This window comes from Citrobacter sp. VF227, assembly GCF_052950715.1.
On the sequence record NZ_JBRFVF010000004.1, the window covers coordinates 170282 to 183482 of the forward strand.

15 protein-coding genes are annotated in these 13201 nt (G+C 52.9%); 6 read left to right on the forward strand and 9 right to left on the reverse strand.

Going from position 1 to position 13201, the window contains the following annotated elements; translation table 11 throughout:
- The first annotated feature begins 14 nt into the window (after nucleotides 1-14).
- Nucleotides 15-1481: an acetyl-CoA hydrolase/transferase family protein gene (locus tag ACU8YC_RS15350; protein WP_187253176.1), complete on the forward strand. Its 1467-nt coding sequence runs from the start codon at nucleotides 15-17 to the stop codon at nucleotides 1479-1481.
- On the opposite strand, the gene srsR is transcribed toward ACU8YC_RS15350, so the two are convergent.
- From srsR to epd, 7 genes are all read right to left on the reverse strand, one after another.
- Nucleotides 1478-2374, reverse strand: a complete 897-nt coding sequence (srsR, locus tag ACU8YC_RS15355; RefSeq protein ID WP_151218329.1) for a LysR family transcriptional regulator SrsR — start codon at nucleotides 2372-2374, stop codon at nucleotides 1478-1480. The genes ACU8YC_RS15350 and srsR overlap by 4 nt on opposite strands.
- A gap of 123 nt (nucleotides 2375-2497) precedes the next feature.
- On the reverse strand, nucleotides 2498-3244 hold the full coding sequence (locus tag ACU8YC_RS15360) for an oxidative stress defense protein (protein ID WP_151218330.1): 747 nt from the start codon (nucleotides 3242-3244) through the stop codon (nucleotides 2498-2500).
- A 93-nt stretch (nucleotides 3245-3337) separates the two neighbouring features.
- A complete protein-coding gene (gene argO, locus ACU8YC_RS15365; RefSeq protein WP_003027005.1) occupies nucleotides 3338-3973 on the reverse strand; it encodes an arginine exporter ArgO in 636 nt (211 codons plus the stop codon).
- Between the two features lie 149 nt (nucleotides 3974-4122).
- Nucleotides 4123-4983, reverse strand: a complete 861-nt coding sequence (locus ACU8YC_RS15370; protein WP_151218331.1) for a small-conductance mechanosensitive channel MscS — start codon at nucleotides 4981-4983, stop codon at nucleotides 4123-4125.
- Nucleotides 4984-5168: 185 nt separating this feature from the next.
- Nucleotides 5169-6248: a class II fructose-bisphosphate aldolase gene (fbaA, locus tag ACU8YC_RS15375; protein WP_151218337.1), complete on the reverse strand. Its 1080-nt coding sequence runs from the start codon at nucleotides 6246-6248 to the stop codon at nucleotides 5169-5171.
- 88 nt (nucleotides 6249-6336) lie between these two features.
- Nucleotides 6337-7500: a phosphoglycerate kinase gene (gene pgk / locus ACU8YC_RS15380; RefSeq protein WP_003027032.1), complete on the reverse strand. Its 1164-nt coding sequence runs from the start codon at nucleotides 7498-7500 to the stop codon at nucleotides 6337-6339.
- Nucleotides 7501-7539: 39 nt separating this feature from the next.
- Nucleotides 7540-8568 (reverse strand): erythrose-4-phosphate dehydrogenase, encoded by a 1029-nt coding sequence (gene epd, locus ACU8YC_RS15385; protein WP_003027035.1) that lies wholly within the window; start codon nucleotides 8566-8568, stop codon nucleotides 7540-7542.
- 374 nt (nucleotides 8569-8942) lie between these two features.
- On the opposite strand from epd, the gene ACU8YC_RS15390 reads away from it, so the two are divergent.
- The 5 genes from ACU8YC_RS15390 to ACU8YC_RS15410 are packed head-to-tail and all read left to right on the forward strand — an operon-like array spanning nucleotide 8943 to nucleotide 12021.
- A complete protein-coding gene (locus tag ACU8YC_RS15390) occupies nucleotides 8943-9368 on the forward strand; it encodes a PPC domain-containing DNA-binding protein (RefSeq protein WP_187253178.1) in 426 nt (141 codons plus the stop codon).
- A gap of 24 nt (nucleotides 9369-9392) precedes the next feature.
- A complete protein-coding gene (locus tag ACU8YC_RS15395) occupies nucleotides 9393-9971 on the forward strand; it encodes an ECF transporter S component (protein WP_003027040.1) in 579 nt (192 codons plus the stop codon).
- Nucleotides 9972-10679, forward strand: a complete 708-nt coding sequence (locus ACU8YC_RS15400; protein WP_446895511.1) for an energy-coupling factor transporter transmembrane component T — start codon at nucleotides 9972-9974, stop codon at nucleotides 10677-10679.
- Complete coding sequence (locus ACU8YC_RS15405; RefSeq protein WP_286543918.1) at nucleotides 10667-11344, forward strand: ABC transporter ATP-binding protein; 678 nt, start codon at nucleotides 10667-10669, stop codon at nucleotides 11342-11344. The genes ACU8YC_RS15400 and ACU8YC_RS15405 overlap by 13 nt, the downstream gene beginning before the upstream one ends.
- Nucleotides 11338-12021 (forward strand): ABC transporter ATP-binding protein, encoded by a 684-nt coding sequence (locus tag ACU8YC_RS15410; protein WP_446895512.1) that lies wholly within the window; start codon nucleotides 11338-11340, stop codon nucleotides 12019-12021. Before ACU8YC_RS15405 ends, ACU8YC_RS15410 begins: the two co-directional genes overlap by 7 nt.
- Here ACU8YC_RS15410 and ACU8YC_RS15415 read toward each other — a convergent pair.
- Together ACU8YC_RS15415 and ACU8YC_RS15420 are read right to left on the reverse strand one after the other, a co-directional pair.
- A complete protein-coding gene (locus ACU8YC_RS15415; protein ID WP_151218342.1) occupies nucleotides 11978-12688 on the reverse strand; it encodes a nucleoside/nucleotide kinase family protein in 711 nt (236 codons plus the stop codon). The genes ACU8YC_RS15410 and ACU8YC_RS15415 overlap by 44 nt on opposite strands.
- A complete protein-coding gene (locus ACU8YC_RS15420) occupies nucleotides 12685-13194 on the reverse strand; it encodes an MltR family transcriptional regulator (RefSeq protein WP_016154381.1) in 510 nt (169 codons plus the stop codon). The genes ACU8YC_RS15415 and ACU8YC_RS15420 overlap by 4 nt, the downstream gene beginning before the upstream one ends.
- Nucleotides 13195-13201 lie beyond the last annotated feature (7 nt).

Below are 13201 nucleotides of genomic sequence, written 5' to 3' on the forward strand. Positions count from 1 at the left end.
GGAAGGAGACGGCCATGAAACGGATGAGCGCAGAACAAGCGGCAGAAATTATCCAGCACGATGATATGGTGGCGTTCAGCGGCTTTACCCCCGCGGGTTCGCCAAAAGCGTTACCCACCGCAATTGCCCAACGCGCCTGTGAGCAACATCAGACCGGGCAGCCTTTTCAGATCCGCCTGCTGACCGGAGCATCAATTGGTGCCGCTGCTGATGATGCCCTGTCTGCGGCGGATGCCGTTTCCTGGCGTGCGCCTTATCAAACATCCTCTGGCCTGCGAGAGAAAATTAACCAGGGCCAGGTGAGGTTTGTCGATCTCCATTTGAGCGAGGTCGCACAGATGGTTAATTACGGCTTTTTTGGCGAGATCGACGTTGCCGTTATTGAAGCCTCCGCTATTGCGCCAGACGGCCGGATTTGGCTTTCCAGCGGTATTGGTAACGCGCCCACGTGGCTTCTGCAGGCCAAAAAGGTGATTATCGAGCTGAATCATTACCATAATCCGCGCGTGGCAGAGTTTGCCGACATCGTAATACCCGGCGCACCGCCGCGGCGTAACAGCGTGCCCATTTTTCATACCATGGATCGCGTGGGTAGCCAGTGCGTGCAGATAGACCCCAGGAAAGTGGTTGCGGTGGTGGATACCGAACTGCCCGATGCCGGAAAAGCGTCAGATAAAACCAATCCGGTCAGCCAACAAATTGCCGATAACGTGGTCACTTTTCTGTTGGCAGAAATGGCGCACAAACGCATTCCAGCTGAGTTTCTGCCCTTACAAAGCGGCGTGGGTAATATCAACAACGCGGTGATGGCGCGACTGGGGGAGAATCCGGATATTCCGCCCTTTATGATGTATTCGGAGGTGTTGCAGGAGTCGGTGGTACATCTGCTGGAAACAGGCAAGATAACTGGCGCCAGCGCTTCCAGTCTGACCATTTCAGCCCCGTCGCTACAGAAGATTTACGACAACATGGACTTCTTCGCCAGCCGAATTGTGCTGCGCCCGCAGGAGATTTCCAATAACCCGGAAATCATTCGTCGACTGGGGGTCATTGCGCTCAACGTTGGCCTGGAGTTTGATATCTACGGCCATGCCAATTCCACGCACGTTGCGGGCGTGAACCTGATGAACGGCATCGGTGGTAGCGGAGATTTCGAGCGCAACGCCTACCTTTCTATCTTTATGGCGCCGTCGATTGCCAAGGGTGGGAAAATCTCAACCATCGTACCGATGTGTAGTCATGTCGACCACAGCGAACATAGCGTTAAGGTGATTGTGACCGAACAAGGGATTGCCGATCTGCGCGGGTTATCTCCGATGCAGCGGGCGCACACGATTATTGATAACTGTGCGCATCCGCTTTACAGAGATTATTTGCACCGCTATCTGGAAAAAGCGCCCGGCGGGCATATCCATCACGATCTCAGCCATGCGTTCGATCTGCATCGCAACCTTCTGGAAACAGGCTCAATGCTCGGTTAGCTTGCCGTACCGTCACGATCTTCAGCAATATGCTGGAGCATGGTGGCGGTATAGCGATGATTTTTCAGCGAATAAAGAAACTCCTGCATGTACATTGGGTTACCTGGCGCATCGAAATATTTCAGCGTAGACGGGTTCACCAGGCGCCAGGCGAAATGCGGGATCACCGTCAAAAACTGCCCACGCTCCACCGCGCTAATCTTGGCCATGAAGCTGTACGGACGGTAGATAATCGTCGGGTTGATCCCACAGGGTCGCATGTAAGCATCCAGCATCGCCTCAAAGTTGGCGCGATTCTGGAAGCGCATTTGCAGCCAGGGAAGCTCGCGAAGTAGGTCCTGCGGCTGTTTTTCTTCGTAGCGCCGGGAAACGAGGAACCCCAGACGCAGCGGAGACAGTTCGCTGATCGCCAGATTTTCCAGCTCCTGCACGCGCGGAGAAACATGCTGCGGTGAGATAATAAAATCCAGTTTACGGTCGAACAGGTTATCAATTACCCCATTCTCGCTGAATTCAACGGCCTGGGCCGTCACGCCATCATACTTATCGCCAAGGCTGATCAACTGGTCAAAAATAATCGTCGGGTAGGTATTGTCGATGCCGATGACGATTTCCCGCGAGCGGCGAGAAGCGTTATGGATTTCGTTATCAATGGCAGAAAGGCGCTGATAAACGGGAAACAGCTTCTGATACAGCTCCTGTCCGGCTTTATTCAGGCTGATGTTGTTGTCTTTGCGGGTAAACAGCGTATAGCCGATTTGATCTTCCAGTGCGGCAATGCTTTTACCGAAAGGTGATGCGGTCATATGTATTTTTTCTGCCGCTCTGGCGATGTTATTGGTTTGCGCCAGCAGAATGAAATTACGCATCTTTTTTGAGATAAAAATATCCATAGCATCCCCTTAAAAATCGCTATGGCCTATCCTCATTACGGCGAAAAAAAAGACCGGATGTGAAGTCTCATTTTTACAGTTGCTCACAGAAAAAACTCGGCTGGAAAGCCGGGTCTGGAACGATTACTGAGTTTTAGCAGGCGTTGAGGCTGGCTGCCCCGCCGTCGGCTCAATCTGGAAGACGACATCAACCTGATCGTCAAACTGAATAACCGGCTGTTCGTAAGTTTCCTGAGCAGAGACAGCAGGCGCGGCATCGGCTTTCATCATCCGAACCATTGGGCTCGGCTGATAATTGGAAACGTGGTAGCGTACGCTGTAAACGGGACCCAGTTTGCTGTTAAAGCCCGCAGCCAGCTGTTCAGCCTGGTGAATTGCATCATCAATTGCCGCTTTACGCGCTTTATCTTTGTAAGCATCCGGTTGGGCAACGCCCAGCGATACCGAACGGATCTCATTCAGACCTGCTTTCAGCGCGCCATCGAGCAGAGCGTTGAGCTTGTCCAGTTGGCGCAGTGTGACTTCAACGGTACGCACCGCACGATACCCTTTGAGAATACTTTTACCATTCTGGTAGTCGTAGTCCGGCTGGGTACGCAGGTTGGCCGCGCTAATATCTTTCTTCGCTATCTGGTTCTGTTCAAGGAAGGACAGATATTGCGCCACGCGCTCATCGGCCTGCTTCTTCGCTGAAGCCGCATCCTTGGCAGCAACGTTCACTTCAATTGCCAGCGTGGCGATGTCTGGGGTCGCATCCACGCTTGCCGTTCCGGAAGTCACGATGTGCGGTCCATTTGGCAACTCATTTGCCTGTACCGATAGTGCGCTGAATCCGACTAATGCCGCCAGGGCCATTATTTTGAACTTCACGGTCGTTCCTCCATGTTTCATTAATTACCCCGAAACTCAGGGCACATGCAGGCAAGCTTAGCCGATCTCGCCGCGTTGTCCATCAGACAACACTTAGTTGAACAACGCATGAACGTGCGCAACACCTTCTTTTGCCAGTTGAAAAGCGATAAACCACATCACTAATCCTACCAGCGTATTGATGATGCGCTGCGCTTTAGCAGTACGCAGACGCGGAGCCAGCCAGGCCGCCAGCAATGCCAGACCGAAGAACCACAGGAAAGATGCGCTAACGGTACCCAGCGCAAACCAGCGCTTTGGCTCCACGTCCAGTTGCCCCCCCAGACTCCCCAGCACCACAAAAGTATCCAGATAAACGTGTGGGTTGAGCCAGGTCACCGCCAGCATGGTGGCGATGATTTTCCAACGCCCCTGCTTCATTACTTCGGCGCTGGCCAGTTCCAGATTACTGCTCATCGCCGTTTTTAGCGCACCAAAACCATACCAGAGCAGAAACGCCACACCGCCCCAAGTGACCAGCGCCATCAGCCACGGCGACTGCATCAGCAAGGCGCTACCGCCAAAGATCCCCGCACAAATCAGCACTAAATCGCTTATAGCGCAGAGTAAAGCAATCATGATGTGATACTGGCGACGAATCCCTTGGTTCATCACGAAAGCATTTTGCGGACCAAGCGGAAGTATCATGGCCGCACCAAGCGCAAGCCCTTGAAAGTAATACGATAACACGTTAATTATCCCGAACTATTTCTCTTAGGAGCAGACTATAGCGCGAGAAAATCATTAGCGGAAATTGATAATTTTAATCGGAGATTAGGGAAATTAATGGAAAGGAAGTTTTGTCGGCCCGGAAAGCGAAAGCGCCTCCGGGCGCGTAATTACTCTACAGCGCTCTCTTTCACGCGTTTGAAATTCACATCCATCTGCGGATACGGGAAGCTGATACCATTGGCATCGAACTCGCGCTTAATGCGTTCCAGCACGTCCCAGTAGACGCTTTGCAGATCGCTGCTGTTGCTCCAGACGCGTACGACAAAGTTAATTGAGGAAGCCCCCAGCTCATTCAGGCGAACCGTCATTTCACGATCTTTAAGAATGCGATCTTCCGACTGGATGATATCGGTGAGAATTTTTTTCACCTGATCGATATCGGAGTCGTAAGCCACGCCGATAATAAATTCGTTACGACGAACCGGCTCGCGAGAGAAGTTAATGATGTTCCCGGCAATAATTTTACCATTCGGGATCACTACAATCTTACCGTCAACAGTACGCATGGTGGTGGAGAAAATCTGCACGTTGAGCACGGTTCCCGCTACGCCGCCGAGATCGACATACTCACCCGCACGGAACGGACGGAACATCACCAGCAGCACGCCTGCAGCGAGGTTGGACAGCGAACCTTGCAACGCCAGACCGACGGCTAAACCTGCGGCACCGAGAACGGCTATCACCGAGGCAGTTTGCACCCCAACACGGCCCAAAGCGGCAATCAGCGTGAAAGCGATAATACCGTAACGCACCAGTGCAGAAAGGAAGTCGGCAACGGTGGCATCAATTTTACGCGCCAGCATCAGGCGGTTAACGGTATTTGATACAATGCGTGCCACGATCATACCGATAATGACAATCGCGATAGCCGCAACGATGTTGACGGCATAGCTCAACAGCAGTTCCTGGTTCCGCACCAGCCAGGTGCCCGCACCGTTTATGCTGTCGACAACATTCAAATCTTCCATTTACTATTCCTTTTTTGCTTACCCAAACGGGAGAAATAAAGCCGCCCTGACGGGACTGGCAACCTGACAAGGGTAAACAATAAACTCGGATTTTGCCAAACAGATCACAGAATCCTCTGCCAGCAGCACATTGAAATAAAAAAGGCCCGCATTTGCGGGCCTCATGTCACGTGGAACGGCGTAAATTACAGAACGTCAACCGCGTTCAGTTCTTTGAAAGCCTGTTCCAGACGGGTGATCATGGTTGCCTGACCAGCACGCAGCCATACGCGCGGATCGTAGTATTTCTTGTTCGGCTGATCTTCGCCTTTCGGGTTGCCCAACTGGCCCTGCAGGTAAGCTTCGTTTGCTTTGTAGTAGTTCAGAACGCCTTCCCAGGTAGCCCATTGGGTATCGGTGTCGATGTTCATTTTCACTACGCCGTAGCTTACGGAGTCTTTAATTTCCTGAGCAGTAGAACCGGAACCGCCGTGGAAGACGAAGTTCAGGCTGTTGTGCGGCAGGTTATGTTTCTTAGAAACATAGTCCTGAGAATCGCGCAGGATGGTCGGGGTCAGAACGACGTTACCTGGCTTGTAAACGCCGTGTACGTTACCGAAGGACGCAGCGATGGTGAAACGCGGGCTGATTTTGCTCAGCTCAGTGTACGCGTAATCAACGTCTTCCGGCTGGGTGTACAGTGCAGAAGCGTCCATGTGGCTGTTATCCACACCGTCTTCTTCACCACCGGTGCAACCCAGTTCGATTTCCAGAGTCATGCCCATTTTGGACATGCGTGCCAGATATTTGGAGCAGATTTCGATGTTCTCTTCCAGAGACTCTTCAGACAGGTCGATCATATGAGAAGAGAACAGCGGTTTGCCGGTTGCTGCGAAGTGTTTTTCACCCGCGTCCAGCAGACCGTCGATCCACGGCAGCAGTTTCTTCGCGCAGTGGTCAGTGTGCAGGATAACCGGAACACCGTAGTGCTCAGCCATCTGGTGAACGTGATGCGCGCCAGAGATAGCACCCAGGATTGCAGCACCCTGAGGAATGTCGGACTTCACGCCTTTACCCGCGATGAAAGAAGCACCACCGTTGGAGAATTGTACGATTACCGGCGCTTTAACTTTTGCAGCAGTTTCCAAAACGGCGTTGATGGAGTCGGTACCCACGCAGTTAACAGCTGGCAGAGCAAAGTTGTTTTCTTTAGCTACCTGGAAAACTTTCTGTACGTCATCACCAGTGATTACGCCTGGTTTTACGAAATCAAAAATTTTAGACATTTTACGAGTCCTGTATCTTCGGCCTTGGAAAGGGCGCGCGCCCTAAAGCGCGCTAAAATAAGGGCAGGTTTCCCTGCCCATTAAATTCTTACTTTTTAGCACGCTCTTCGAGCATGGCTACTGCTGGCAGTACTTTACCTTCGACGAATTCGAGGAATGCGCCGCCGCCAGTAGAGATGTAGGAGATTTTGTCAGCAATGCCGAACAGGTCGATTGCTGCCAGGGTGTCACCGCCGCCTGCGATAGAGAACGCTTCGCTGTCTGCGATGGCATTAGCAACGATTTCAGTACCTTTGCGGAAGTTCGGGAATTCGAACACGCCAACCGGGCCGTTCCACAGAATGGTTTTCGCATTCTTCAGGATGTCAGCCAACTGCTGTGCAGAAGCGTCGCCGATGTCCAGGATCTGTTCGTCTTCTTTAACGTCGCTAACGGATTTCAGAGTAGCCGGTGCGGTTTCAGAGAATTCAGTCGCTACGCGAACGTCGGTCGGAACCGGAATGTCGCAAGTGGTCAGCAGACGCTTAGCTTCGTCAACGAGATCTGCTTCGTACAGAGATTTGCCCACGTTGTGGCCTTGAGCAGCAACGAAGGTGTTCGCGATACCACCGCCAACAATCAGCTGGTCAGCGATTTTTGACAGGGAGTCCAGAACGGTCAGTTTGGTAGAAACTTTAGAACCACCAACGATAGCAACCATCGGACGAGCAGGTTCTTTCAGCGCTTTACCCAGTGCATCCAGCTCGGCAGCCAACAGCGGACCTGCACAAGCTACATCGGCGAATTTACCGATACCGTGAGTAGACGCCTGCGCACGGTGAGCGGTACCGAAAGCATCCATAACGAATACGTCGCACAGAGCAGCATATTTTTTGGACAGTGCTTCGTCGTCTTTCTTCTCGCCTTTGTTAAAGCGAACGTTTTCCAGAACAACCAGTTCACCGGCAGCGACTTCAACGCCGTCCAGGTAATCTTTTACCAGGCGAACCGGAGCAGACAGTTTGTCTTTCAGGTAGTTAACAACCGGCAGCAGAGAGAATTCTTCGTTGTACTCGCCTTCGGTAGGACGACCCAGGTGGGAAGTTACCATCACTTTAGCACCCTGTTTCAGGGCCAGTTCGATGGTCGGCAGGGAAGCACGAATACGTGCATCGCTGGTTACTTTCCCTTCTTTAACTGGTACGTTCAGGTCCGCACGGATAAAAACGCGTTTACCAGCCAGATCCAGATCGGTCATCTTAATTACAGACATGGTGAATCCTCTCGTTGATTCATAAAGTTTTGTCGACGCTCAAGCGTCGAGCCTGAAACCAATAGCAGCCATCGCTAACGTCGTGTCGAGCATACGGTTAGCAAAGCCCCATTCATTATCACACCAGACCAGCGTTTTGATCAGGTGAGCGCCACTCACGCGCGTTTGCGTACCATCAACGATGGCGCTGTGCGGGTCGTGGTTAAAATCTACAGAGACCAACGGTAATTCCGTATAGTCAACTATACCATGAAATGCACCCTGTGCTGCTTTTTGCAGCAACTGGTTGACTTCACTGGCTTTTACTGGTTTTTTCACCGTCACGCTTAAGTCGATCGCCGTCACATTTATGGTTGGTACACGCACCGCAATCGCTTCAAAACGATCGTTAAACTGCGGGAAAATTCTCGTGATGCCCGCCGCCAGTTTAGTATCAACCGGAATGATCGACTGACTGGCCGCTCGTGTGCGACGCAAGTCAGGATGATAAGCATCAATAACCTGCTGATCGTGCATCGCGGAGTGGATCGTGGTGACGGTACCAGACTCAATGCCGTAAGCATCATCCAGCAATTTAATGACGGGTATTATACAATTCGTGGTGCAGGAGGCATTGGAAACGATCCGGTGCTCAGCGCGCAGCTGATCCTGATTAACGCCAAACACAACGGTTGCGTCGATGTCGTGACTACCAGGATGTGAAAAGAGCACTTTCTTTGCGCCGGCGGCAATATGCGCCTCTCCGTGTTCGCGACTGCCGAAGACCCCCGTACAATCCAGCACAACGTCGACACCCAGTTCGCGCCATGGAAGCGCATCGAGCGTTCGCTCATGCAGAATGCGGATCGCGTCATCGCCAACGATGAGCTGGTCTCGTTCCTGACGAACATCCCAGGCAAAACGCCCATGGCTGGTGTCATATTTCAACAAATGCGCCATGCCTGCAGCATCCGCCAGTTCGTTGATTGCCACCACGGTGATTTCCGCCCGACGCCCGGATTCATACAAAGCACGAACCACGTTGCGTCCGATGCGACCGAAACCATTAATCGCTACGCGTACGGTCATAGGTCTCCTGCAAGGATTTCTCAGAAACGATGTGGCAGACAGAGTAATGCAGCAAATCGCTCAGGGAAACCTTACCTGTCGCAAACTGCGACTAATTGGTTAATTGTCGAACATTTAATCGACTGAAACGCTTCAGCTAGAATAAGCGAAACGAGGAATAAAAGGAATGATTGTCCAGCAACAGAACACAGTTATCTGACTTACGTCACATTTTAACGTCCTTCAACGCGACTTTTATTCCATATTCCAGAATTACGAATAACCGTAGCAAGATTATTTCATTGCCATGTCACAAATCCTGATTTATATCAGAAAGCGCCTTAACCCGCGTCTATATTATCAGCGCTACGTCCGAGTCTCGGAGTTCCTCAACTATGACAACATTCTATTCCCAACCATCTGAAGCTCGCTTTCATGCGCTGCGTTTACTACCCGGCGAGGAAGTCTTTTCAGCGCTACATGCGTTTATCCAGCAACATCAACTACAGGCAGCCTGGATAGCGGGTTGCACCGGCAGTTTGACCAACGTTGCTCTGCGCTTCGCCGGATGTGAAGAAACCACATTACACACGGGGACGTGGGAAATTATCTCTCTGAACGGCACGCTGGAACTTACCGGCGAGCATCTCCATCTGGCGATTGCCGACCAGCACGGCGCAATGCTGGGCGGACACATGATGCCGGGTTGTACCGTGCGAACCACGCTGGAACTGGTGATTGGCGAGTTGGCGTCTCTGGCATTCAGCCGACAGCCCTGCGCCGTCTCCGGTTATGACGAACTGGTTATTTCATCCCGCTAACGCTTCACTTATTCGAGGTCTTCTATGGCGCGTCGCCAATTTTCCAGCCAGTCTCTGGTACTTATTGTCATTGCTATCGCCATCAACATGGTCGGCGGGCAACTCATCAGCATGTTGAAATTGCCTATTTTTCTCGACTCGATTGGCACGTTGATCAGCGCGGTGCTGTTAGGCCCGGTCGTGGGGATGCTAACCGGATTACTCACTAACCTGTTGTGGGGGCTTTTGACCGATCCTATTGCCGCCGCCTTCGCGCCTGTGGCGATGGTTATTGGACTGGTTGCCGGTTGGCTGGCACGGGCTGGATGGTTTCGCACCTTACCCAAAGTCGTGGTCAGCGGCGTGATCATCACACTTGCCGTGACCCTCGTTGCCGTGCCGATTCGCACGACCCTGTTTGGCGGCGTCACTGGCAGCGGTGCCGATCTTTTTGTTGCCTGGATGCACTCGGTCGGTCAGAACCTGGTGGAGTCCGTCGCCATCACCGTCATCGGAGCGAATCTGGTCGATAAAATCCTCACGGCAATCATCGTCTGGGTGCTGCTGCGACAACTTCCGCTGCGCACCACGCGTCATTTCCCTACGATGTCTGCCGTGCGCTAAATGCATCCGTTTACGTCGTTAACTCTGTGGGCGCTTGCCGCCTGCTCCACGCTCCTGCTGCCAGCCGGAGTGCCGCTCAGCTTGTACGGCGCCGCGACGTTCGTCAGTTTGTTATGTATGAAGGCTACGCGGTCGCGAGCGAAATACGTACTTTGGCTGATGATCCCCTTAGGGCTGGGGTTATGGCTGGTACACGGCGGATGGCTTACCGAGTGGATTAGCGGACAGCCACGCACGCCAGAGCGCTGGGCCAATGCCGTTACGCTCTGGCTGAGGATCCTGGCCATTGTGTCGACATCGCAGATATGGATGCAGTACGTACCGGTTTCGCGCTTTATGCGTGCCCTGTTCGCTTCCCGTCTGCCACCAGGCGTTGCCTACCTGTTTGCTGGCCCGCTGCTGGTGGTTGAACAACTCAAACGACAGCTGGCAATAATTCATGAGGCTCAGCGCGCACGCGGCGTACCGCTGGATGAGTCCTGGTACCAGCGTTTACGCGCCATGCCGGCATTGATTGTGCCGCTTACCCATAACGCGCTCAATGACCTGGCCGTTCGCGGTGCAGCGCTCGATATGCGGGGATTTCGCCTGCATCTCACTCGCACCACGCTTTGGGCGCCGCCAGACAGCACCTTACAACGTCTGGCCCGCTACGGCATGGCAGTTCTGATGGCGGTTGAGACCGGAGTCTGGATATGGTTACGTTAGAGCAGTTTCGCTATATTCCAACGCACGCTATGCGGCCATCCGTCTGTTACGACTTCCATTACGCCAGACCGGGTATGGTGGCTGTTTTTGGCGAGAACGGCAGCGGGAAAAGCACACTGGCGCAGCTGATGGCTGGCTGGTACCCCGATTTCCTTCCGGGAGATATTGAAGGCACAGGCACGCTCCTGGGTAATCCCATCGGGCAACTGTCGCTGGTCGAGCAGTCGAGTACCATCCAGCTTGTGCAGCAGTCACCTTACCTGCAGCTTTCAGGTTGTACTTTCAGCGTGGAGGAAGAAGTGGCATTTGGCCCGGAAAATCTCTGCCTTACTGAGGTTGAAATTATGCAGCGCATAGATGCCGCCCTGACGCTGACAGAATGTCAGCCCCTGCGCCATCGTCATCCCGGTACCCTTTCCGGCGGGGAAACCCAACGGGTAGTCATTGCCAGCGCACTCGCCATGCAGCCGAAAATATTGATTCTGGATGAAGCGTTCAGCCGCCTGACGGCGCAAGCCACGGCAATGCTGCTGGCGCGACTGCAACAATGGGCACAGGAACGACATGCTTTGGTAATACTTTTCGAACGCAACCCTTCACCTTTTCTCAGCTACTGCCAGCAGGCATGGCAGCTGCGCGACGGAGCATTGTCACCACTATGCTAACGCTAGACCAGGTCAGTTTTCGCTGGCCGAACGCCGCCGATGACTGCTTACACAATATTTCGCTGGAACTCCAGGAGGGTGAATGGCTGGCGCTAACGGGCGATAATGGGGCAGGAAAATCCACGCTTCTGCGCATCATGGCCGGGCTACTGACGCCTTCATCCGGCACAATAACCGTGCAGAATCGCGCGATTGCGCAACTGAAAAATCGGGAGCGTGCCAGGGTGCTCGGCGTATTGTTTCAGGAGGCGGAGAATCAAATTTTTCACAGCAAGGTTGCAGAGGAAGTCGCATTCGGATTACGGCTACAGAAGCTTCCGGCGACTGAAATTGCGCAACGCACAATGGCGGCGCTGCAATTATGTCAGTTAGAGGATGTCGCCGGCGTGCACCCGCTCGATCTGCATACTGCACAACGACGCATGGTTGCCGTCGCCAGCCTGGAAGCCCTCGCCCCCACTATTCTACTGCTGGATGAGCCCAGCCGGGACTTTGATGCGCACTGGCTTGGCGTCTTCGAAAACTGGCTGGCAGTGTGTCGTGCGCGTGGTGCCAGCGTTGTAGCGATCAGTCATGACGCTGCATTTACGCAGCGCCATTTTTCGCGCGTAGTACGGCTACACAACAAAAATCTCACGCCGTCCGATATGCGCCCTCAAGCGACATCTCCAGCATAAGATCTGCTGGCAGGCTATCTTCCAGCACCCGACGAACATTCGGTCCGTCGGTACGCTCATAAAATGCCTCAGCGTCAGCTTGTGAGAGTCCGCCAGCCAGTTTACGGCCTACCAGTCTCGTACGCAGCGCATTGGCTGGAGCGCGAATAAACAACGAGTAATCACAAAACTCGGCTAACGCTCGCCATCTGTCATCATTGCGCAATAACCAGTTTCCCTCCACAATCACCATCGGCGCAGTCACCCGTATGGCCTCTTCGACCGGATCGTGCTTTTGCCTATCGTATTGCGGCCAGAAGCCTTCCCCTTCCCTTATCTGGCGTAGATTCTGCGCAAGCTTATCCACATCAAAGGTTTCCGGCGCACCTTTGTATGCCCGCAGGTTATGGGCATCCAGCCAGCTGTTGTAGTGATGGAAGCCATCCATCGGCAGCGTCTGGATCTCCGGCAGACAAGGATCCTGAGCGCAGAGATATTCCCAGAAGGTGGTCAGCGTCGATTTACCCGTACCCGGTGGCGCGCAGAGAAAAACTATCGTACGTCGCTGCGGATTAGCGGCCTGTATTTTTGCCAGTTGCTGTAATAACGGTTTGTGGACGTTCTCTATCTCATCATCATGGTAATGTGCTTCAACCTGGAGCCCATTCACCGTTAGTTCGATTTTCACGGCGTTAATTCCTTTAAAATCGCCGTCACCGCCAGCGTCATTGCCGTCTTGACCATTGCGCTAAAGCGCACCTCGGACCACGCAGCAAAGTCGGCAAATTTCATTGACTCCAGCGCGCCGTACAGCGTTGCGTTGCGGGTAATACTGTTCACGTTGCTGACAAAATCCCAGGTGATGTCATCGGCAAAACCGGGAATATTATCCTGCTCGTTCAGGTACTGATAAAACTGGGAAAAATGGGTGATGTCGGCATAAAGCCATTTATCCATTTTTCCCAGCGCATAAATCAGACGTAACGCAACGTCGATATCGTCAAGCGGTCCACTCTGAGCGAGCAACGGCTTCACTGCATATTCCACGATCTCTTCATCGTTATTAACGAACAGCGACGGCAGAAAGCGCTTAATGCCCTGGAGCAAAATGTTATGTGCCGTCGTCATAAACGAAAGTAAATTATTTTGAGCATCCAGTTGCTCAAGCACATCGTCTTCTGTCAGCGTCGTCATTAGTTAT

What these genes read in the sequence shown, in the direction of transcription:
- ACU8YC_RS15350 (WP_187253176.1), top strand. Translation starts at nt 15, where the DNA reads ATGAAACGGATGAGCGCAGAACAAGCGGCAGAAATTATCCAGCACGAT.
- srsR (WP_151218329.1), bottom strand. Translation starts at nt 2,374, where the DNA reads ATGGATATTTTTATCTCAAAAAAGATGCGTAATTTCATTCTGCTGGCG.
- ACU8YC_RS15370 (WP_151218331.1), bottom strand. Translation starts at nt 4,983, where the DNA reads ATGGAAGATTTGAATGTTGTCGACAGCATAAACGGTGCGGGCACCTGG.
- fbaA (WP_151218337.1), bottom strand. Translation starts at nt 6,248, where the DNA reads ATGTCTAAAATTTTTGATTTCGTAAAACCAGGCGTAATCACTGGTGAT.
- pgk (WP_003027032.1), bottom strand. Translation starts at nt 7,500, where the DNA reads ATGTCTGTAATTAAGATGACCGATCTGGATCTGGCTGGTAAACGCGTT.
- epd (WP_003027035.1), bottom strand. Translation starts at nt 8,568, where the DNA reads ATGACCGTACGCGTAGCGATTAATGGTTTCGGTCGCATCGGACGCAAC.
- ACU8YC_RS15390 (WP_187253178.1), top strand. Translation starts at nt 8,943, where the DNA reads ATGACAACATTCTATTCCCAACCATCTGAAGCTCGCTTTCATGCGCTG.
- ACU8YC_RS15395 (WP_003027040.1), top strand. Translation starts at nt 9,393, where the DNA reads ATGGCGCGTCGCCAATTTTCCAGCCAGTCTCTGGTACTTATTGTCATT.
- ACU8YC_RS15400 (WP_446895511.1), top strand. Translation starts at nt 9,972, where the DNA reads ATGCATCCGTTTACGTCGTTAACTCTGTGGGCGCTTGCCGCCTGCTCC.
- ACU8YC_RS15405 (WP_286543918.1), top strand. Translation starts at nt 10,667, where the DNA reads ATGGTTACGTTAGAGCAGTTTCGCTATATTCCAACGCACGCTATGCGG.
- ACU8YC_RS15410 (WP_446895512.1), top strand. Translation starts at nt 11,338, where the DNA reads ATGCTAACGCTAGACCAGGTCAGTTTTCGCTGGCCGAACGCCGCCGAT.
- ACU8YC_RS15420 (WP_016154381.1), bottom strand. Translation starts at nt 13,194, where the DNA reads ATGACGACGCTGACAGAAGACGATGTGCTTGAGCAACTGGATGCTCAA.